23 protein-coding genes are annotated in these 22,414 nt (G+C 32.9%); 19 read left to right on the top strand and 4 right to left on the bottom strand.

Annotation, left to right across the window (positions count from 1 at the left end; all coding sequences use genetic code 11):
* Positions 1-42: 42 nt before the first annotated feature.
* Entirely contained in the window at positions 43-930 is an 888-nt protein-coding gene (locus tag N4A35_00060; protein ID MCT4579781.1) for an exopolyphosphatase, read from the top strand.
* A gap of 98 nt (positions 931-1,028) precedes the next feature.
* Positions 1,029-2,879 (top strand): hypothetical protein, encoded by a 1,851-nt coding sequence (locus N4A35_00065; GenBank protein MCT4579782.1) that lies wholly within the window; start codon positions 1,029-1,031, stop codon positions 2,877-2,879.
* Between the two features lie 75 nt (positions 2,880-2,954).
* Here the strand turns inward: N4A35_00065 and N4A35_00070 are convergent, their stop codons facing one another.
* Genes N4A35_00070 through N4A35_00080 form a run of 3 tightly spaced genes read right to left on the bottom strand, consistent with a single transcriptional unit; the run spans position 2,955 to position 5,700 of the window.
* Positions 2,955-3,464: a hypothetical protein gene (locus N4A35_00070; protein ID MCT4579783.1), complete on the bottom strand. Its 510-nt coding sequence runs from the start codon at positions 3,462-3,464 to the stop codon at positions 2,955-2,957.
* Positions 3,465-3,469: 5 nt separating this feature from the next.
* Positions 3,470-4,897 carry a 23S rRNA (uracil(1939)-C(5))-methyltransferase RlmD gene (gene rlmD, locus N4A35_00075; GenBank protein ID MCT4579784.1) on the bottom strand — a complete coding sequence of 476 codons (1,428 nt, stop codon included), beginning with the start codon at positions 4,895-4,897 and terminating at the stop codon, positions 3,470-3,472.
* 23 nt (positions 4,898-4,920) lie between these two features.
* Positions 4,921-5,700: a ZIP family metal transporter gene (locus N4A35_00080; protein ID MCT4579785.1), complete on the bottom strand. Its 780-nt coding sequence runs from the start codon at positions 5,698-5,700 to the stop codon at positions 4,921-4,923.
* A gap of 294 nt (positions 5,701-5,994) precedes the next feature.
* On the opposite strand from N4A35_00080, the gene yidC reads away from it, so the two are divergent.
* From yidC to N4A35_00095, 3 genes are all read left to right on the top strand, one after another.
* Positions 5,995-7,956 (top strand): membrane protein insertase YidC, encoded by a 1,962-nt coding sequence (gene yidC, locus N4A35_00085; GenBank protein MCT4579786.1) that lies wholly within the window; start codon positions 5,995-5,997, stop codon positions 7,954-7,956.
* A gap of 10 nt (positions 7,957-7,966) precedes the next feature.
* Positions 7,967-8,590 (top strand): thiamine phosphate synthase, encoded by a 624-nt coding sequence (gene thiE, locus N4A35_00090; protein MCT4579787.1) that lies wholly within the window; start codon positions 7,967-7,969, stop codon positions 8,588-8,590.
* Positions 8,591-8,656: 66 nt separating this feature from the next.
* Positions 8,657-10,114 carry an OmpA family protein gene (locus tag N4A35_00095; protein ID MCT4579788.1) on the top strand — a complete coding sequence of 486 codons (1,458 nt, stop codon included), beginning with the start codon at positions 8,657-8,659 and terminating at the stop codon, positions 10,112-10,114.
* A gap of 73 nt (positions 10,115-10,187) precedes the next feature.
* Here N4A35_00095 and N4A35_00100 read toward each other — a convergent pair whose 3' ends face one another.
* Complete coding sequence (locus tag N4A35_00100) at positions 10,188-11,594, bottom strand: putative DNA binding domain-containing protein (protein MCT4579789.1); 1,407 nt, start codon at positions 11,592-11,594, stop codon at positions 10,188-10,190.
* 151 nt (positions 11,595-11,745) lie between these two features.
* Between N4A35_00100 and N4A35_00105 the strand changes: the two genes are divergently transcribed.
* From N4A35_00105 to N4A35_00170, 14 genes are all read left to right on the top strand, one after another.
* Positions 11,746-12,213: an acyl-CoA thioesterase gene (locus N4A35_00105; GenBank protein MCT4579790.1), complete on the top strand. Its 468-nt coding sequence runs from the start codon at positions 11,746-11,748 to the stop codon at positions 12,211-12,213.
* Positions 12,214-12,221: 8 nt separating this feature from the next.
* On the top strand, positions 12,222-12,725 hold the full coding sequence (locus N4A35_00110) for a hypothetical protein (protein ID MCT4579791.1): 504 nt from the start codon (positions 12,222-12,224) through the stop codon (positions 12,723-12,725).
* A 108-nt stretch (positions 12,726-12,833) separates the two neighbouring features.
* Positions 12,834-13,379 (top strand): SMI1/KNR4 family protein, encoded by a 546-nt coding sequence (locus tag N4A35_00115; protein ID MCT4579792.1) that lies wholly within the window; start codon positions 12,834-12,836, stop codon positions 13,377-13,379.
* A gap of 88 nt (positions 13,380-13,467) precedes the next feature.
* Entirely contained in the window at positions 13,468-13,773 is a 306-nt protein-coding gene (locus tag N4A35_00120; GenBank protein MCT4579793.1) for a metalloregulator ArsR/SmtB family transcription factor, read from the top strand.
* A 49-nt stretch (positions 13,774-13,822) separates the two neighbouring features.
* A complete protein-coding gene (locus tag N4A35_00125; GenBank protein MCT4579794.1) occupies positions 13,823-14,056 on the top strand; it encodes a thioredoxin family protein in 234 nt (77 codons plus the stop codon).
* A 5-nt stretch (positions 14,057-14,061) separates the two neighbouring features.
* Positions 14,062-14,469, top strand: a complete 408-nt coding sequence (locus N4A35_00130) for an OsmC family protein (protein MCT4579795.1) — start codon at positions 14,062-14,064, stop codon at positions 14,467-14,469.
* Entirely contained in the window at positions 14,462-15,439 is a 978-nt protein-coding gene (locus N4A35_00135) for a permease (GenBank protein ID MCT4579796.1), read from the top strand. Before N4A35_00130 ends, N4A35_00135 begins: the two co-directional genes overlap by 8 nt.
* A 12-nt stretch (positions 15,440-15,451) precedes the next feature.
* A complete protein-coding gene (locus N4A35_00140) occupies positions 15,452-15,898 on the top strand; it encodes a nitrophenyl compound nitroreductase subunit ArsF family protein (protein ID MCT4579797.1) in 447 nt (148 codons plus the stop codon).
* On the top strand, positions 15,899-16,600 hold the full coding sequence (locus N4A35_00145) for an aromatic aminobenezylarsenical efflux permease ArsG family transporter (GenBank protein MCT4579798.1): 702 nt from the start codon (positions 15,899-15,901) through the stop codon (positions 16,598-16,600). It begins immediately after the preceding gene.
* 389 nt (positions 16,601-16,989) lie between these two features.
* Entirely contained in the window at positions 16,990-17,709 is a 720-nt protein-coding gene (locus tag N4A35_00150; protein MCT4579799.1) for a hypothetical protein, read from the top strand.
* Between the two features lie 88 nt (positions 17,710-17,797).
* On the top strand, positions 17,798-18,727 hold the full coding sequence (locus tag N4A35_00155; GenBank protein MCT4579800.1) for a hypothetical protein: 930 nt from the start codon (positions 17,798-17,800) through the stop codon (positions 18,725-18,727).
* Between the two features lie 2 nt (positions 18,728-18,729).
* Positions 18,730-19,203, top strand: a complete 474-nt coding sequence (locus tag N4A35_00160; GenBank protein ID MCT4579801.1) for a hypothetical protein — start codon at positions 18,730-18,732, stop codon at positions 19,201-19,203.
* Positions 19,196-21,232, top strand: coding sequence for a hypothetical protein (locus N4A35_00165; protein MCT4579802.1), 2,037 nt, complete (start codon positions 19,196-19,198; stop codon positions 21,230-21,232). The genes N4A35_00160 and N4A35_00165 overlap by 8 nt, the downstream gene beginning before the upstream one ends.
* 225 nt (positions 21,233-21,457) lie before the next feature.
* A complete protein-coding gene (locus N4A35_00170; GenBank protein MCT4579803.1) occupies positions 21,458-22,369 on the top strand; it encodes a phospholipase D family protein in 912 nt (303 codons plus the stop codon).
* Positions 22,370-22,414 lie beyond the last annotated feature (45 nt).

Genomic DNA, 22,414 nt, shown 5'->3' on the forward strand with positions numbered 1-22,414 from the left:
AATTACTAATATTGTGGATCATTAATAATAAAACAACAAATTTTGATTTTAGCAGCTATAGATATTGGGTCCAATGCCGTTCGTTTATTGATTGAAGAAGTTGTCATCACTGGCGCAAACGAACAATACTTTCGAAAGATATCGTTAACTCGTGTTCCTTTGCGATTAGGAGAAGATGTATTTAGCCAAGGGAAGATCACCCAAGAAAAATCGAAAAAACTAATTAAAACATTAAAAGCTTTTCGTTATTTAATGGAGGTAAACGACGTTAAACACTTTAGAGCCTGTGCTACCTCTGCAATGCGTGAAGCTGAGAATGGAAAAGACATTCGTAAACTCATTAAATCAAAGGCAAATATTGATTTAGAAATTATTAGAGGTTATGATGAAGCTGAATTAATTCTAGCCAATTTTAATACCGCTAATTTACAAAAAGACCAAACCTATCTATACATTGATGTTGGTGGGGGAAGTACAGAAGTGAGTCTTTTGAAAAACAATAAAAAGATTAAATCAAAGTCGTTTAAATTAGGAACGGTACGCTTATTAAAAGGCAAAGTAAATGCCAATATATGGGAAGAAGCGCAACAATGGGTGGAAGAGCTAGCCATAAACGATCAGGTCATAGCTATTGGTACTGGAGGAAACATCAATAGAATTTATAAAGAAAGTGTCCATAGCTTTGGTGAAAAAATAAAATATGATGAAATCAAATCCATTGTTGATCATATTGGGAGCTTCTCCTTTGAAGAACGAATCAAAAAACTTAAATTAAAGCCCGATAGAGCAGATGTCATTATCCCTGCTGGGAAAATATACTTAAGCTTTATGCGACATGTAAATGCGACTGAAATGCTGGTACCTAAAGTTGGTTTAGCCGATGGAATTATCTATAATTTATTTCAAAAACATATAAAAAATAAAACTTAAATATTTGTTATATTTTCCTAATATATATATATTTATCTTTTTAACGTCTGTATTTTTACGGATTAACGCACCAAAATAAACTATCAAACAGAATTAACATGAAGTTATACACCTTAGTATTCGGAGCTGCTTTTTTCACTGCTACTGCAATGCACGCTCAAAATGTAGGTATCAACCAAAACGCGCCTACCAATTCGCTACATGTATCTCCAATCAATGCTGGAGATGATCCATTAAGAATAGATGGTATGCAATCGTATGTATCAGGAGATACTACCTTAATGATTATCGATAACACCAACGGAATTGTAAGATATGTTGCTAAAGACGATTTAGGGGGAATGTTGGGAGATATTCTTTTCCAAAACACTACATTTATCGACAGCTTAAACACTTTTGTTACCAACAATGGTGGATCTGATACTGATGTTGATAGTGCTAGAGTTGTAGGAAACACTTTACAAATCTTCGAAAATGGTACTATGATTTCTGCTGATTTAACCAATGTAACTGGTACGACCTATGTAGGCGGTACTGGAATTGGAATTTCAGGGAATACGATTACGAATACAGCTCCTGATCAAGTGGTATCTATCACGGGAGGAGGAAGCACAACGGTAACTGGGACATATCCTAACTTTACTGTTTCTTCTACAGATAACCAAACCTTAGGTTCTACAGCTACTGACATTACATTAACCAATGGTGGAAGTGTTCCTTTTAGTACAATTAATGCTGGAGACTGGCATACTACTGGAAATGCAGGAACAAATGCTGCTACTAATTTTATTGGAACGACTGACAATATCGCTTTAATATTTAGAACGAATAACAACGAAAGAATGCGTATCTCTAACGGTGGTGCTGTTATGGTTAATACAACTACTGCTAATGGCGTTTTTACAACTGCTGCTGGTGGAACAGATAATGCTATTGTGGCCGTAGCTAATAATGGAGATGGTGTATATGGACAAACGAATTTTGCAACTAGATTTGGTATGTCTGCAAGAAACATACATGCTACTGGTACTGGATTAATTGCTTCTGGAAATAATGTAACTGGAAACTTTTTAAACTCTGGAACAGGTGGAGCCTTTACAGGAGAAGATGGTTCGTATTCTAAAGCAGCTACAGCTACAGGAACTGGTGTGATTGGTCTTGGAAACAATTTAACGACTTCCAACACTGTTCCAACAGGAACGGGTGGAGCATTTACAGGTAACGATGGAGCTTATGCTAAAGGAGTAACTGCTGGAGGTACTGGTGTAATTGGAGCAGGAAACAATGCTGCTACTTTCTATACATTTACCAACGGTGGTGGTGGTAGTTTTACTGGTACTGAAAATGGTGCTTTTGGTGTGGCTACAAATACCTCAGGAACTTCTATTGGAGTTTTAGGACAAGGAAGTCAATTTGGTATATTTGCCAATGGTAATAACGGTGCTAGTGGAACAAAATCATTTATGATTGACCACCCGTTAGATCCTGAAAATAAATTTTTAAAGCATTACAGTATGGAATCTCCTGAAGTCATCAACTTCTACAGAGGAAATGTTGTTTTAGATGCCAACGGAAATGGAACAGTTCAATTACCTGATTATTTTACTGCTATTAATACTAATTATAGTTATACCTTAACTCCAATTGGAGCGCCATCAGTAACCTACATTGCTGAAGAAATTGATCAAAATGGTACTTTCAAAATTGCAGGAGGAAACCCTAATCAAAAAATCTCTTGGTATGTTTACGCTGAAAGAAACGATGTGAATGTTCAAGATGCATTTAGTACTGCTGTTGAAGTAGAAAAAGTTGGAGACCAAAAAGGGAAATATATTAACCCATCTGCTTATGGAAAAACAAATGCTGATGCTATTTTCAAAGTAAATGAAGTTACAAATGCAGAGAAAAAATCTAGCATTGCTACAGCAACTTTAAAAGAAAAGAAATAAACTCTACTACACACATTAAACAAAAAAGCCATTCAATTTTATTGAATGGCTTTTTTGTTGTTACTCATTTAAGGATTATAATGTTTTCAATATATTTCTTCGTTTATTTTCCAACCCTCTTGCTCCCTCAGTATATAAATCCTCTAGAACCAATTTAAACTCACTTTTTAAGTCCTCGTATTCTTTACTAATCTTTTCTATTGTCCCCATTGCAAAAGCTCTTACTGCTATGGGCTGATCACTGTTGATTAATAATTCATAGCTTCGATCTAAAACGACCCCTTGATACTCTTCAGGCAACGTATAAGACTGGAAAAAACGAGCAATCATTCTGACAACAGCAACAGCCGTATCTTTTTCTAAAAATACTTTTACAAATTGATCAATATAGTCTTCCATCAAATAAGGACGTTGATCCATAATTCTTGCTAAAACCATTGAAGCTCTCAATGCTAGCTTTTGATCACTGCCTAAAAAAAGCTGAACCAACTCCTCTATCTTTACTTGATCTTGACCTATTTTCCGAACAATTAATTCTGCATTGGATTTACTAAATTCAAATAATAATTGCTCTCGAACATCCATAGTGTTTACTTTTCAAAAAGCATAATGCTTTCAATATGTGCTGTATGTGGGAATTGGTCAACTAAAGAAACTTTCTTTAATGCATACCCTGCTTGTTTTAACTCTATTGCATCACGGGCTTGTGTAGCTGGATTACAGCTAACATAAACAATTCTTTTTGCTCCAAGTCGCATTACTTTTCGCAAGGTTTTAGGAGCTATTCCTCCCCTTGGCGGATCTAAAACAATAGTTCCTATTTTCCCTTCATACTCAGGATATTCCAATAAGAACTTTCCTACATCAGCAGCATAAAAATCTACGCCCTCTATTTGATTTAAGGCAGCATTTCTTTTGGCATTTTCAATAGCTGAAGCAATAATATCTACACCAATAATTTTAGCATTTTTAGTCTTAGAAGCTAAAATTTGTCCAATTGTACCTGTACCACAAAACAAATCCATAATGACTTGATTTTCCAAATCATTATCCTCCGTTGCATAGTCCACGACCTTACTGTATAAGCGCTCAGCACTTGCTGGGTTAGTTTGAAAGAAGCTCTGCATGCTGATTTCAAATTGTAATCCTAATACACGCTCTATAATGGTTGATTTCCCCCAAGCGGTATCACTTGGACCTTTTTCTAATTTAGCACGATCGGCAACATCGTCATTAATTGTATGAATAAAACCTGCTAATCTTTTTCCTAATAGGCCTTGTAAAAACGCTACAAAAGCCATCGTATCAAATGCTTTTTTATTGATCGAACTAGTGACCAGATTAATCAACAACTCATCATCTGCAAAACTCTTTCTGACTACCAAATGTCTAAAAAACCCCTCTTTTTTTGGAGGATGCCAAGCTGGTAATCCCGTATTTTCTAAATAAACTCTTATCTCTTTTAATTTATTTTCAAATTCAGCATCAAACAATCCTGATTCTTTGTCTAAATTTTCAACTTTCCACCACGTCCCGCGATGTTTAAATCCTAAAGCAAAATCATCGTGTTCCTCATTTGTTTCAAGATCATGACGAATAACAGAAAAAGAATATTCCATCTTATTTCTGTAGTTAAAGTCACTTGGAGAAGCAATATACTCATCAAATAAGTCTCTAACATTTTTAATCTGCCCCATTTTTTCAAAAAGCGTCAACGTTGTTTCTTCTTTAAAAGCTCTCTGCTTTTCGACTGGTAATGTTAAAAATGGTGCACCTGAAATAGGTTGCTGAGGCATCTCTACTTCTTCAGGAGAACGTTTAATGACTTTTTTCAATCTCGTTTCAGCATGTTTTTTTCGCTTTTTCGTAATCGTAACCTCTACCGTTTGACCAGGAATACTGTTGGCTACAAAAACAACAAAGTTCCCTTGCTCTGTAGCTACTCGGCTAATTCCCTTTCCACCAAAAGCCATATCATCAATAGCCAACTCTAACGTTTCTCCTTTTTTAATATTCATCCTAAACCTTTTAAATCGATCGTTTAAACAAAAACAAAAATACCTAAAACTAAACCAATAATAATTAATACGATATTTTTAATTTTTTCTTTCTGATTATGATATTCTTCGAAAACTAATAATGTGGTAACATGGATCAACATTCCTGTAGTGACAGCTAAAAGAATTGACGATAGATCATTAACGATATCTGTATTATCTATACTCAATCCTATTATTCCACCTATTGGTGACATACTCGCAAAAAGTATAAACAACCAAATTATTGTAGATTTTTTTAACTGAGACTGAATTAAAAACAACATTAAAACAACAGCTACAGGTATTTTATGCCCTATAATAGCCCAGAATAACACCGTCGAAAACCCTTCCGTTGCATGTACAACACTATGACTATGTCCATGTCCTGCATGTAAATCAGCAGTATCTATAATAAATAATGGAATTCCCTCAATTAAAGAATGTACACATAATCCAAAAAACATAGATACTAATGTTTTATTAATCGAATAGTGTTTCTCTTCTCCATGCTGATGAACATGGCCATGCTCTATTCCCTTGGAAAACAATTCTAAAAATATTTGAAATACAAAACCTAATAAAAGATAGGCTCCAATATTGGATACATGACTGTGAAATACCTCAGGCAAGATATGTACGCAAATCAAACTTAAAACAAAGGCAACGCCAACAGTTGTTAAATAATGTTTTATTCCTCTAAATAAATCTTGAAAAATATAGGTAACCACTCCAGTTGCCATAACAACTAAAAACAAAGCCAATATAATACTCCAGTTACTCATCTATCAATCTTTTATAAAAAGACTGCAAATTTAACTAAAAAAGAGAACTTATGAATGAGAATAAATAGCTTAATATCAAATCTTAGTGGAAAGCCCAATAGAATAAAGTATTTATCTCAAAAAAAGTTTATAAAATCGTAACTTTTAGACCGAAGAAAACGCCTTGAATTGATCGAAATAGGATTTAACGCTAATTATTAACGTTTTTTTTCAAGATTCTGCACGCTACATCTAAGGATATGTTTATTTTTGCAGTCTTGATTTGAAAAATAGTCGAGTATAAATAACATAGAAATGGATAGAAATACAATAACAGGTTTATTACTAATTGGGGCAATTCTTTTTGGTTTTTCCTATTTTAACCAACAACAACAAGCTGAACAAATAGCTGAACAACAGGAACAAGCTGCAAAAGTTCAAAAAGACTCAGTTGTAACAGCTGTAAAACCGGTAACAGAGCCTACTGAATCAACTCCAATAACAAGCCTAAAATCTGACACAGCATTTTTAGCTTCTGTTCCAGAAGCCATCAAAGCCGATTCTAATTTATTGAAGCAATATATTGATAGTGTAGAAAATTTTAACCGCTCTGTAGCTGAAGCTGCTCAACAGCAAAAATTAGAGGGGGAATACGGAATCTTTTACCCTGCTGCCAAAGGAGCGCAAGAATACACTACACTAGAAAATGATAAACTGATTGTAACTTTCAACAACAAAGGAGGAAGAATAGCGCATGTAAAATTAAAAGAATACCAAAGCTATAAAGACTATATCAAAGATGAAAGCACAATTGAACCGCTATTATTATTTGAAGAAAGAACATCAAACCAATCGCTAACATTAACGAATAAAGGTGCGAAAATAGAAACTAAAAATTTGGTTTTCCAAGGGACTGTTGATAAAGGAGATGATACACAAGTACTAACATATATTGCTCCAACAGCAGATGCTAACAAGTATTTACAGTACACTTATACCATTAAAAATGGAAGCTATGATGTTGACTTTCAAATTAACTATGTCAATCTTCAAACTGATATCAACCTCGCTGAGACAGAATTAAATTGGCAGATAGCAGGTTTAACAATGGAAAAACTAGCTTCTGATCAAAGAAGAATGTCTTGCGTAATGTGGCGTTATGATGACGAAAAAAGAGATTATATTCGAGAAATGTCTTCTAGTGAACACGAGTTGGAAGCCAATACCAACTGGGTTGCATTTAAACATAAGTTTTTTACAACAGGATTAATTATTGATGCTAAAAACATTACCAAAGGAACCCTAGCGCAAAACCAATTAGAGGGGGAAGATTATACAGTAGATTATAAAGCCAATTTGACTTTACCAGCTCAACCAGTTGTTGATTTAAAATTCTTCTTCGGACCTAATGAGTACGATTTATTAAAAAGCTATGACAATGGTATGGGGAATATTATTGATCATGGATGGGGAGTATTTGGTTTAGTGAACAAATGGTTGATTCGTCCTATTTTTAATATTCTAAATGGTTCTGCTTTAAACTTAGGTTTAATTATCTTATTGGTCACACTAATTGTAAAAATCTTAATCATGCCATTGACGTATAAAAACTATATGTCTTCGGCTAAAATGAGAGTTTTAAAACCTGAAATCGAAGAAATCAACGAGCGTATGAAAGATGCTGATGCTATGACACGTCAGCAGGAAGTATCGAAACTGTATTCGCAAACTGGAGTCAATCCAATGGCAGGATGTTTACCTATGTTAATCCAAATGCCTATTGTTATTGCAGCATTACGTTTCTTCCCTTCTAGTATTGATTTAAGACATGCGAAATTCTTATGGGCAGAAGATTTAAGTTCTTATGAGTCGGTATTAAACTTAGGATTTGATATTCCATTCTATGGAGCTCATGTCAGTTTATTTGCTCTATTGATGGCAGTTTCTACATTCTTATATACGAAAATGAATAGTGGGAACATGGCTACGCCTCAACAACCAGGTATGCCAAACATGAACTTTATCATGTACTTAATGCCGTTTATGATGTTGTTCTTCTTTAACTCTTACTCTTCTGGTTTAAGTTTCTACTATTTATGTGGTAACGTGATGAATATTGGAATCATGTGGGGAATCAAAAAATTCTTAATTGATGAAGATAAAATTAAAGCCAAATTAGCTGAGAATAAAAAGAAGCCTAAGAAGAAGTCTAAATTCCAACAACGAATGGATGACTTAGTTAAACAGCAACAAGAACAAGCTGCTAAGAGAAAGTAAAACCTTCTCTATGAACCTATCAAAGCTTCACTTTATTACACAACCTCTACCCCACCTTTCCAATGCTGAATTAGTAGAAGAAGTTTGTAAAGCAGGTGTTCGGTTGGTGCAGCTAAGAATCAAAGATGCTTCTGAAGAGACTATTTATGAAGAAGCTAAAGCGGTTCAGGCAGTTTGTAAAAAATTCAAGGCTACTTTTATTCTTAACGACTATGTTTCCATAGCTCAGGCATTAAAAGTGGATGGTGTTCACTTAGGTAAAAATGACCTCTCTCCTATCAAAGCAAGAGAATTATTAGGCAAACACACCATCATAGGTGGTACAGCCAACTCCATTCAAGATATGCAGCGGTTAATTGATGCCTCAGTAGATTATATTGGCTTGGGCCCCTATAAACATACCGAAACCAAGAAAAACTTAAGTCCTTTATTGGGGATAGAAGGCTATAAAAATAGCATTAAACATTTTGAAAATAAAGCCCTTCCTCCTGTATATGCTATTGGAGGAATTGAAACCAAAGATATTTCTGTACTCCTGCAAACTGGTGTTTATGGTATTGCCCTTTCTGGTTTGATTGCTAAATCCAAGGCTATTCCTACCACTGTTTCAGAAGTACTTTCTCAACTATCTTAATGATTTGTTAAATGTCGGCTACCGTTTTTATTTAGTTCTACATTTGGACTCAAATAATAAACAACGATGAAAAGATTTAACTTACTAATAGCAGCTTTGATAGGGGCAACGAGCTTTGTTTCTGCTCAAACTGCTCAACACAACTACAATGTTGGAATTCAACTAGGTTCTATCCATTATGATGGAGACTTAGGAGGTGAATTTTATAAATTCGATGACATTCATGGAGCAATTGGAATTACTGCTTCAAAATACATTTCTCCTTTGGTTGATATCGGCGGTAGTTTTAAACACGGTATGATTGACCGTTCTACTTTTGAGACTTCAATTTACGACTTTAATTTCTTCTTAAAGTTTAAAGCGAACAATGGTAAATTATTAAAAGAAGATGCTAAAATTGCCCCTTACATCTTTGCTGGTCTGGGAGATGCCATTTCAAAAACCAAAGACCTAACAACCAATACTACTGCTAAAGCTGTAGTTGATTTTAATTTCCCTTTAGGAATTGGATTTAATATTCCTTTGAATGAAAGATGGAATGCGAATATTGAGTCACATTATAACTATTCATTTAGTGATGCATACGACAACAATACTTCCATGGAGTTTGGTGATCAATTCTTATACAACACTGTAGGTTTATCTTACAATTTTGCATTTGGAAAAGATACTGATGGAGACGGTATTACTGATAAAAAAGACGCTTGTCCTACTGTTGCAGGTTTAGCCAAGTTCAACGGGTGTCCTGATTCAGACAACGATGGAATAGTTGATGCTGATGATGCTTGTCCTAAAACAGCTGGATTAGCCCAATTTAACGGATGCCCAGACACAGATGGAGACGGTGTTAAAGATGCAGAAGATAAATGCCCTAACATAAAAGGATTGGCAACTTTAAATGGATGTCCAGATGCTGATGGAGATGGAATTACAGATGCTGAAGATGCTTGTCCTAAAGTTGCTGGTGAACTTAAATTTAACGGTTGTTTAGATACCGATTTTGATGGAATTGGAGATCACCAAGATAAATGCCCAGATGTAAAAGGTGTTGCCGAAATGAATGGTTGTCCATTACCTGATTCAGATAAAGATGGAATTGCAGATAAATATGATAAATGTCCAAAAATCGCTGGAATAAAAGCAAACAACGGTTGCCCAGAAATTAAAGAGGAAGCTAAAGCAACAATGCAACGTGCTAAAGAAGGTTTATTCTTTAATTCAGGTTCAGCAAAAATCAAAACAACTTCATACAGAGTATTAAATGATGTGTATACCATCTTAAATGAAAACCCTACTTATAAACTGGATATTGAAGGTCATACAGACAGCTCAGGTGATGCTGCTAAAAACCTACAATTATCTAAAGACAGAGCACATGCCGCTGAACAGTACTTGATCAAAAAAGGAATTGCTGCAGAACGTTTACGTGCTGAGGGGTATGGAATTACCAAACCAATTGCTGATAACAATACACCAGAAGGGAAAGCGAAAAACAGAAGAGTAGAATTTACCATTCATTTTTAAGCCCTTTATTATTTTTAGTTTATCAAAAGTCCTGCTTTTTTAAGTAGGACTTTTTTTTATGTTTAGCCTATCATTATAAAAGAATCCAAACTCCTGATTTGGTTGACCCCTCTCTTTTAATAACCCCTAATTTCTTTAATTTATCAATATTGTATTCCACTCCTCTTCGTGTTAAACCAGTGGCTTCCTCCATCTCTTTTGCTGTAACTTGTGGATTACTGGTTATCAATCTCAAAATAATTTCTTCCACAGTTTCTTCCACAGTTTCTTCCACAGTTTCTTCCACAGTTTCTTCCACAGTGCTAATCTTTAATGGTATGATTGTTTTAAAAACATCATTTTCTATAAATTTTGGCTGAGCACCAATGGTATAAAGTGGTGTAAAACGAAAAACTTTACGCACACCTGACCCCAACTCATCGACCCAACCAATTTCCTTGAAAAAACGAGCGATCATAGGATTTTTAGGATAAGGAGTAAAATTGGAGGGGTCAATATTTCCATATCCCCGTGGTTTGTTCCAATTCTCAGTTGTTACGTTATTTTCTTCTATAATAATTTTTGCAGGAAAACCACTTGCATACTCTCTGTGAATCAACATATTTCCTACTACTTCTCTAAAAATGTGATCTCTGAGACTAATCCTTTGGCTACCTTCTTGATGGAATTTATTCGGTAAATGTTTAGCTACAAAATCCATTAATGCCTCATAACTTTCCAATAAATTCAATCGAATATCATTACGATCATCATAACGGTCTTTATTTTCAACTCGAACAATGGCATCGGTCTTATGATGAGATAAAGCACTTAAAACCACATGATCTTTTCCTAATAATAAAATTGCTGCAAGTGTATACCCCTCCTTACCAGTTTGTATGTCATGTTTATATAACCCTGCCGATTTTAATAAATTTTCATTACTTAATTCAATCCAGGGATGATTGGGTTTTTGATTTCGAACTAAAGCTCTTACCTTATCAAAAAGCGATGGTTTAAAATCATCTATTGTAGCAAATGGAAAAACTTGATTTTCAGTATAACTGTTTTGTTTTCTTAAATAGAGTTGTGAAACAAGTGTTGCATTATTGGTGATGTTAAAGTCTCCATCTTCATTTCTATCAAATATTTTTCCAGCTGTACTATGTACGTGTGAACTTTCTGGCACATAAATAACAATCAACTTTTTCCCTTTGATATTGACGACTTCTGGCGTTAGATAATAAGGAGGGGTTAATTTTTGAGGATTATTAGAATTAACAACGACTGTATCTAATATTCCTTGCAGCGCATCTTTATGAACTCCTGTAATTTCTTTCCTATCATTTACCCCCAATACTAAATAACCACCTTTCCTATTCAGAAAAGCACAAATAGATTCAAAAGCATCTTTATTGAGCTTTTGTTGAGCAGTTTTAAATTCGACAGTAATTCCTTCTCCTTTTCTAAGAATTTTTTTGAGTAATGCTTGGGGGGTCATCAAAGCAAAGTAAAAAACTTTAAGTATAAATCAAAACAAATGAAGCTAGTTATTAGCTAATACTTTAGTCTTCAATACTTTCACTCAGTAGCATAAGAATGCTATTTTTTTCACCTTTGAAAAATAAGGAATCTAAATAAATCGTAATTTTGTGAATAGACAATCAACACAAACAATCATGGAAAGTTTTGAAAAAGAAATTGAAGTAAGGTGGGCCGATGTAGATCAAAACCGCCATGTCCGTCACTCTGCTTATTACGACTATGGTGCGCATATCCGAATCCGTTATTTTAATACTTTAGGTTATGATGCGAAGCGTTTTGAGGATTTAAATCTCGGTCCAATTATCTTTAGAGAGGAATGTTCTTTTATTCGTGAATTAAGTCCTGATGATACCATAACAATTAACTTATTGAGTGGTCCAAGCAAAGCAGACGGTTCAAAATGGTGTCTATACCACGAGATCTTTAATTCTAAAGGTGAAAAAAGTGCCCATATTAAATTAGAAGGTGCTTGGATTGATTTATCAAAAAGGAAACTAACCACTCCTCCATTAGAACTAGCTCAAGCCATGCAAAATCTTCCTAAAGGAGCTGATTTTGTTTATGGGAAAAAATAAGTCTCCCTTTGAAATTTCACACCAAAATAACCGCACAATTTGAATGTTCACTTGAACGTGCATTTAAGACGCCCATGTTATGCGATGTCGCCAAAGTACATACAGGTTATCTGATTATGCCTAAAGTTACCCATACAACTGATGATGCCAATTGGGGACAAATAGGTTCGAGTAAAAAAGTTTATGTTGCACCCTCTCTTTCTCAAAAAGGCGGTTTTGCTTCAATGGACAGTGTACTGGAACGGATAGAAAATGAGTATTGGAAAATTAAAGTCGATCATTTCCAGTCTTGGATGCTTGGGTTTACAGCTTTTGTAGGCGAATGGAGAACAACAGCAATCACTGACGAAAAGGTGCTCGTGGAATATTCATATACCTTATATGCTAAAAATCCTTTCTTATATCCACTTAACTGGCTGTTTACCCATACATTTTGGAGGGTATATATGAGGAGAGTGTTAGAGAATATCAGAACAATGGCTTATACAGATGAACCTTATTTGTTTAAATAACTTCATAAAACAATGAATCTAAAACACCTCTTTCTTTTATGTACTTGCTTTTTCGTTCTATCTTGCTCAGAAAACGAAATTCAAACTTTAAAAAGCCCCGAAAATTATATGATGGAATTTGACCTGACTAAAACTTCAATGAACACGCCTTATCCCCAATTACTAAAAACAGTTTCGATTAATGCCATTAAATTGGGAGATTTTGATTACCCAGAATCAGCAATAACACAACAATGGCTAGGTACTGAACCTGCAACTCCACAACAAATTAAAGCCACAGAAAAAAGGTTAGGTATCCAACTCCCTAAAGCTTACATTGACTTTATAACTACGACCAACGGTTTTCAAGCTACATCTAGCGTCTACCCTACTTTTCACCCTATCGAACAAATTGACTATATGTACAATATCGATCCATTTCAAGTTGATCTTTGGCTTCAAGAGGGAACTGAAGATATTGGTAAAAAATTACAACGTAGTCTTCTTGTTGCTGGAATTGGCGAAGAACAATATTTCTTATTAATTCCACCACTTGCTGAGGAACCATGGGAATATTGGTCTTTTGCAGCTTGGTATCCTGGTGAAGTTCCACACAGTAGTTTTAAAGCTTTTTGGCTGGAGGTTAATCATTTTATTATTACTAGTAATAACTAAATTCTAATCCTATACTACCCTAAAATTTTGTTATTTTTTCTAATAAAATTGGTCACTTCAAAATCCAATCGTATATTTGCGATAAGAAATGAAAAGAAGTTTAGAACATATCGAATATGATGCCGATACAGATGCTATAGCTAAATATGCTAAAGCACTGGCTCATCCTACTCGTATTGCAATCTTAAAACATCTTGAAAATCAAACATGTTGCTTTACTGGCGATTTGGTTGATGTTTTTCCATTAGCTCAATCTACCGTTTCACAACACCTCAAAGAATTAAAAAACGCTGGTCTAATTCAAGGAGAATTAAATCCACCAAAAATTAAATACTGTATCAACCAAGAAAACTGGAAAACTGCAAAAACGTTGTTTGAGCAATTTTTTAAATAATATTTTTTTACATAAATCAATCGTTTATTTACGATTAACAATTAACACTATGAAACAAATAAAAATTTTAGGAACTGGATGCCCAAAGTGTAAAACGATGACCAACATTGTAGAGGAAGTTGTAGCCGAACACCAACTTAAAGCTGACATTGAAAAAGTAGAAGACATTATGAAAATCATGGAATACAATGTACTGTCTACTCCTGCTTTAGTGATTGATGGTCAAATTACAATTAAAGGACGTGTTCCATCTAAACAGGAAGTGTTAACGCTTTTAAAATAGTACAAATGAACTACCAGGTAAACGCCTCATCAACAGCAAAAGATGCTGCTTCTTTTACAATAAAAGGGGGAAACACTGAATTTGGAATCACTCCAGAAGATGCTGAAACACTTCCTAATCCTGCTGAATTATTTTTAGGTTCTCTTTCTGCTTGTATGCTTAAAAATGTTGAACGCTTTTCACAAATGATGCACTTCAAGTATTCTAAAGCTACCATAACCATTGAAGCTAAGCGAACAGAAAAGCCGCCACAGTTAGAAAACATAAAATATCGGCTGACCATTTATAACGATGATGCTAAACTAAACCTCCCATTACTGAAAAAGAATTTGGAACGGTTTGGAACGATTTACAATACCATCAAATTAGCAACATCTATAACTGGAGAAATAAACCAAGAATTATATGTTTGACTGGATACAACATATAGCAGATTGGTTGGTCTATCGAGTGTTTAACTTAGATCCAGAGCAACATTTAGCGCAAGCCTTAAACTTTTTTATTTATGACAGTGCCAAAATTCTCTTGCTCTTATTTGGGATTATTTTCTTGATGGGCATCATTAACAGCTACTTCCCTATTGATAAGGTTAGAAACTTTTTATCACGCAATAAACTTTATGGTTTAGAGTACCTCATGGCCAGTTTATTTGGTGTGGTTACTCCTTTTTGTTCTTGTTCTTCTGTTCCCTTATTTATTGGCTTTGTAAAAGGAGGAATTCCCTTAGGAGTTACTTTTGCTTTTTTAATCACTTCTCCATTAGTGAATGAAGTAGCCATTGGACTATTTGTAGGGTTATTTGGTCTAAAAACCACTGTTATCTATGTGATTAGTGGAATTGTATTGGGAACGATTTCAGGAATTATTCTTCAAAAATTAAATCTAGAACGTTTTCTAACTCCTTGGGTAAAGGATGTGATTGCTAATGCTCAACAAGAACAAGAAGCTTACAAAGATGAACAACCAACCTTTAAACAGCGTTTACCAATTATTTGGAGCGAAGCGCTTACCATTATTAAAGGAGTTTTACCTTATGTGATTATCGGAATTGCTATTGGCGGTTTAATGCATGGTTATATTCCTGAAGGTTTCTTTGAACAATACATGGATAAGAATAATTTATTTGCCGTTCCTGTAGCGACAATTCTAGCTGTTCCCATGTATTCGAATGCATCTGGAATCTTACCTATTGTACAAGTTTTAGTTGCCAAAGGAATTCCTCTTGGAACGGCCATTGCTTTTATGATGGGCGTGATTGGACTTTCTCTTCCCGAAGCGATGTTGCTAAAAAAAGTCATGACTCTAAAACTCATTGCCATCTTCTTTGGAGTGGTTACCCTCTGTATCATAATCTCAGGCTATATATTTAATCTAATTTTATAAAAAATCAAATCAATGAAAACTATTCAAATCTTTACAGCTATCATTTTAAGTTTAACGCTTTTCTCTTGTGGGAACTCTCCAAAAGAGACAGCAAAAGCATCTACAGTTATCGATGCCAATATCTCTAAAATTGAAGTCTTGGATTTCCATTCTACACATCGTTGTATGACCTGTAATGCGATTGAAGCCAATACAAAATATACCTTAGACACTTATTTTGCTGATGAATTAAAAACGGATCAAATTTCCTTTGCGACCATTAACATTGACGAACCTGAAAACGAAGCCATTACCGAAAAGTTTGAAGCTTATGGTACTTCTTTGTTTCTTAACGTTATTCACAACGGTTCGGAAACGTTGATTGATTTAACTGATTTTGCTTTTGCTAAAGGCAACGAAAAAGAAGTTTTTTCCAATGAATTAAAAACAAGATTAGAAGAAGAATTAAACAAACTATAAATGGAAGTTTTACAAAGTTTGATCGATAGTTATAACATTCCTGTTTTAACAGCTTTTATCTTGGGTTTGATGACCGCTATTAGCCCTTGCCCTTTGGCTACCAACATCACAGCGACTGCTTTTATTGCAAAGAATATTTCTAGTAAACGGAAAGTCTTTTTAAGTGGTCTGCTCTATTCTTTGGGACGTGCATTTAGTTATACCACCATTGGTTTAGTGCTTTATTTTGGAGCAAGTAAATTTCAAATTGCGCGTTTTTTTAACCAAAATGGAGAAAAATATTTAGGGCCTCTACTCATCATTATTGGATTGATTATGCTAAATGTTATACGGCTTAACTTTCTACAAAAATCCAATTTTCAAGAAAAGCTTTCCGATAAGTTTAAGGACCAAGGATTGTTAGGCTCGTTTTTGATTGGGATGGTGTTTGCTTTGGCATTTTGCCCATACAGTGGCGCATTGTTTTTTGGAATGCTAATTCCTACCACCATTGCGTCTGCTGATGGCTTATACCTCCCCATTGTTTTTGCATTTGGAACTGGATTACCTGTTTTACTGTTCACTTACCTCCTCGCCTTTACTGCTGATAAAGTTGGGTTCTTTTACAATAAGATCACCAAAATTGAAAAAGTAATGCGCTATATCGCTGGTGTTGTTTTTATCTTGACTGGAGTGTATTATTTGTATATTTTTCTGGTTTAGCGTATAAAACCAACCCTAAAATCGAACTTTTTTTACTTTTTTGAAAAAAAATAATTTTTCTTAAAAAATCATTAAAAAGTGTCTGTTTCTTATAGAAATAGATACTTTTTTGTTTTAACACATTTTTAAACCACTGATTTTAAGACGTTTGCGACATGTTAATTTTCTTTAAGGAAAAATAGGTATAAAAACCAACTTATTTAGTTGTATTTACGTATTTTACTTATTAACACTTGTTTTAAATAGACTAGCACAGTTTTTTAAATGTGTATTTTTGGTAGTTTTGTGGTGGAATTAATTGGAATAGAATACATCATTCTGTTAATATACATAATTAGAAAGAACCTATTCGAGACAATACTTTAAATAAAAATCAGATAGTTTTTCATATGAAAAGAAAAGTTTTAATCATTAAAGGATATAGTAAAGATAAGATTGAACTAACTAATGATAGACAAATTCTAGAATTGTACACAAAGTTTTTTGCCTCAAACGCTGGTGGTGTATATGATAAAAAATCAGAAATATTAACACTTGAAGAACCAACACTTGAAGAACTAAAGAAATATGATACAGAACTTAATGATTTAGATTCTTTAATAGTAGTTCTACTTGGACATGGGGCAAATAAAGAAGGAAAACAAGTCTTTCAGCTTAAAAAAGATTTGTTTATTCAACCAGGTAAACTGACATACGAAGTTGAAAAAAAATTATTTATAGTGGAAAGTTGCCGAAATATTATTGACTTTAATATCAATATTGAAGATTTAAATGAGTTAATTCCTAAATTTAGACATGGTGGTGTAATTAGTATGCCAAAAACTAAAGAACAAGCAAAAGATCTTTACAATAATTTTTTGATGGAATTAGATTCTGAAATAACATATGTATTTTCATCAAATATAGGTGAGTCCGCATACAATTATTATTTTATTCATTATCTAATAAAAGTTTCAAGGGAGTTACATGAGCACTCTCAAAATTATATACATACCATAAAAGATATTTTTGATAAAACAACAAATGAGGTTATAAAATTAACAGGAGGAAAGCAAACCCCAATTATTCAAGGGCCTGCAAATTTTCCTTTTGTTGTATCGATAATTTAAATAAAATTGCATAATAATGTAAAAACTCATAATCTATATTATTTAATTTGAGAGTTCTACCTAATAAAACAAAAAAGAAAGATTACAAATGATAAAAACCGAATTTGGAAATTTTGATGGGAATAAATGGGAAAGTGTATCCCAATTGTGTTTTAAAAATAATTTTAGAGAAGAATCATATCAAGAAATTAAAGCAACTCCAGGAGATTTTGGCATAGAAGGCTTTACACGAACAGGGAAAGTATTTCAATGTTATTGCCCAAATGAACATTATGCTACGAATGAGTTATATGAAAACCACCGAGATAAAATTACAAAAGATCTAAAGAAATTAAAAGTCTATGAATCACAACTAAAGAAAATTTTAGGTACAACGAAAATAAAAAAGTGGTATTTTGTTACACCAACATATGCGAAAAACGACATTGTACAACATTGCACTAAGAAGAAAGAAGAAGTAAAAAGTTGGAATTTATCAATTATTGATAATGAAGATTTTGATGTAATTTTTGAAGATATCAACTTCTTACACCCATTTCTTATAACTGCAATTGAAAACTCTAATATAAAAATTGACGTTAAGCCTGATTTTAAATTAGATACTTCGGAAAAATTAAAATGGAAAGGCTCTCAAATTCCTCTGATTGAAAACTCACAATCTAAAAATGCTCACAGAATTAACAAATCATCAGCTTCTTTTGAAGTTAAGCTTGACAAATTAGTTGATTTAAACGTTCAAAACTTTCTTGAAGGAAACAGTATTTTAATCAAATGGAAAGAAGATTACCCTTTAGATTATGAGAAGTTTCTTAATATAACAAGTGCTATTGAATCGGAAGTTGAAGAAAGGTGTATAACAAACAATAAAGAGCCAAGTGAGTTATATGATGAATTCAGAAGTCTATTAAAAAAAGAGTTTCAAAACTCTTTTCAAAACCTTGCACCTCAAATGATCTCTAAACTTACCAATTGGACATTAGCAGATTGGATATTTAGATGCCCAATAAATTTTGAATAATTATGGAATTATATGCAAAAAAAATTACATTTTTAAAAAAGCCTATATCAATTCCTCCTGAATATAGACCGTCATATTCTATTGCTTTAATTGTACTAATTCTAAAAACATGTTGTCAAGGCTCTAAATCTAGTCTTTTAAAACTTCATTTGATTAATTGGGCATTGAAGAGTACCGAAAATAAAGAATCTTTAAGAAAGTTTATTTTAAGTAGCTATACAGAAACCTCAAAGACATGGGGAATAGAACCAAGTTTGAATAGAGCTTTAAATTATTCAGTCCACGAAGGAATTTGTGCAATTATTAATGGAAAATATGAACTTCAAGAAAAAGGTGAAAAATTCTACGAAAAAATAATTGCAGACACAGAATACCTTGAAGAAGAAATAAAGTTTTTGAATTTCTTGGGTAAAAGAAAGATTACTGACAATCGAATTGATTCGATTTATAAAAAATGGAAAAACCAAAATGCTTAAAATAAACAACATAAAAATCGAAGTAAACACCAACAATGGTCTTTTTGGTGCTTTTCATAAATTTTCAACAGGATTAAATATTATTAGAGGAAATAATACTAGTGGAAAAAGTAGCTTATTTCAGGCAATTGTATATGCATTAGGCTTTGAAGAATTAATAGGTGGGAGATTTGAGAAAACTATGCAATCTGTTTTAAAAGACCAAGTCGAATACCCTAAAACTAAATTTCATAGCGTTTTACAATCATTTGTTTTACTTGAAATCGAAAATTCAAACGGAGATATAATAACTATTCGTAGATTCGTTCAAAACTCAAACAGAAAATCTCAGTTAGTTGATATCTATTTTGGCAGTTTTATAACAAACAACAATTTAGAAAGCCACCCAATGTATATCCACGATAATGGAGGAGCTTCTGATGAGAATTATGGTTTTCATTTATATCTAGAGGAGTTTCTTAATTGGCGTCTACCTAGAGTTATCACTAACAAGGGTGACTCAAGAAAAATATACATTCAGCAAATTGCATCTAGTTTTATAATTGAACAAAAATCAGGTTGGTCTGATTTTTTTGCTACAATGCCTAATTATGGATTAAATAATAAAGAAGCCAGAGTAACAGAATTTATCTTGGATATGGATGTCTATGGAAATAGAATGAAAAAACAAGAATTAAATATTACTAAACGAATTCTTGAAAATGATTGGTTAAATCTCTCTAAAAGATTTGATAGATTTTCTGAGAAAGGTGGAGGTAAATTAGTTGGTTTAAGCCATAATCCAGAAATTATAAATGATATTAATTCTGTAAACATTCTACTATCAAAAGGAGAAGCTAATTATTCGATTTCTAGTTTTCTTAATTTAACAATCTCAGAACTTGAATCATTGGAAAATATTAAAACAGCTACTGTTAAGGAAAAAGTAAAAGACAATGAATCTCTAATTGAAAAGATTGAAGAAGAATTAAATCAAGCAAGTTTTGAAGTTGAAATGATTTCAAGTGAACTAACATTTGACAAACAAAAGTTAAGTAACTTTAATAATCAATTAGACAATTTAAATGAAGATTTAAGAAAAAACAAAGGAGCATTGAAAGTGCAAAAAATGGGAGCTGAAATAAACCTAAAAGTATCGGAAAACAACTGTCCTTCTTGTAATCAGCTAATTAATGATTCTTTACTACCTCTTTCAATAAAACAAGTACCAATGAGGTTAGATGATAATATTAATTTTTTATCTGCTCAAATAAAGATGTTACAAGTAAACATTGAAAGTTTGGAAACTAAAATTACGACAAAAGACAAAAAAATAAAGACTCTTAGAGGTATTCAAAACACATATAGAAGTCAAATTAGAGATATAAGAAAAGAATTAATTTCAGATGAAAGACTTCCCTCAATTATAGATATAGAAAACCGACTAAACCTTAAAAAGAAAGTTGATTTTTATACTAAATACCTAGCAGATTTCGACAACCTAATTGAAGAATTAGAAAGTTTGTCAAAAAAATGGAAAAAGCTTTTAGAGGAACAGGAAAAACTTAAAGGAGATACTTTCTCGCCTACAGACAAAATTAAATTGAATTCTTTATCTGGTCATTTTAAATCTTTATTAAGTACGTTCAATTATAGCAGTAAAACTATAAATGATATTGCTATTTCAGATGATAATTATTTGCCATTAGCAAAGAAACCTAATGATGATTTATATTATAATATTCGTTTTGATTCCTCTGCTAGTGATTTTGTGAGAAGTATTTGGGCTTTCACTTGTAGCTTATACAAAACTTCAATAGAACAAAAAGGAAATCATCCTAGCCTCTTAATGTTCGATGAACCAAAACAACAAGATATGTCTATTAATGACTTTACCAGTTTTTTGAATGAATTATCAACTTATGATAATGCTCAAACATTATTATTTGCCTCATTTGAAAATTCAGATGAGACATTTAAAAAAGCAACAAATAATTTAAAGTTTAATTTGAACTATATTGAAGAGAAACTAATAAAACCAGTTGAATAAACACTAGCTTAGCTACAACATAATGACTTTTGGACAACTCTAAAATAAAGAAAACATATACAATAATTACAATTTTATTGATTTGCATCACATCAAATCAGTTTTCCATATAAAATTCAAGTTGAATAACAGGCACAAAGAACATACGTAATACTTCACAGCACTATGCACTACTGATACACAAACCATTATTCGTTTTATACATTTTAAAATAACCCACCAACAATGAGCAAGTTTATAACAGGAAAAGCATTAGAAACAGCCATTTACGATATTATATGGGATACAAAAGAAACATTATTAATTGTATCTCCTTTTATAAAGTTAGATGACTATTTTAAAGAGTTATTTGATAAACATGAAAACAATCCGAATATTCACTTACTAATCGTATTTGGAAAAAACGAAAATGAAGTCAGTAGAAGTATGAGTGAAGACGACTTTGATTACTTTAAAAAGTTTCTTAATGTTAGTATTGTCTATGCTTCTAACCTACATGCAAAATATTATGGTAATGAAACCAAGGGGATAATTACTTCAATTAATTTATATGACTATTCCTTTAAAAACAACATTGAATTTGGAGTCTACTCTGAACAAGGTTTATTAGATCGATTTAAAACCTCTGCTGATGTTGATGCTTGGAATGAGTGTAAAAAAATTGCAGAAACAAATGAAGTTGTTTTTATCAAAAGACCTGTTTATCAAACTAAAAAGTTTATCGTTAACCTGGGAAAAAACTATGTTAAATCAGATGTTATTTATGATTCCACAGAGCAATTCTATAAGAATAGAAGAAATAGAGAATCCTCTGATAAAAGACTAAATGACTTTCCAACAACTTTAGAACTAGGATCAACTGTTAAAGCACGTCCAAAGCGAATAGTCGAGGAAGAAGCGCCTAAAAAAGAAGTTAAAAAAGAATACAAACGAAAAAACTACCATTCTAACACTGGTTATTGCATCAGAACTGGAATAGAAATTCCATACAACCCTTATTCCCCATTATCTTATGATGCATGGCAAGTATGGGTTCAATTCGAAGACTACGATTTCCCTGAACAATATTGTCATAGAACAGGAAAACGTTCTTATGGAAAAACTTCAATGCGAAAGCCAGAACTAAGTGCTTGGTAATAGTTTATATACGCTTAACTGCTCCCCCAACCTACCGAATAAACG

This window comes from Flavobacteriales bacterium, from assembly GCA_025210295.1.
In the GTDB taxonomy this organism is placed as follows: Bacteria; Bacteroidota; Bacteroidia; order Flavobacteriales_D; family Parvicellaceae; genus S010-51.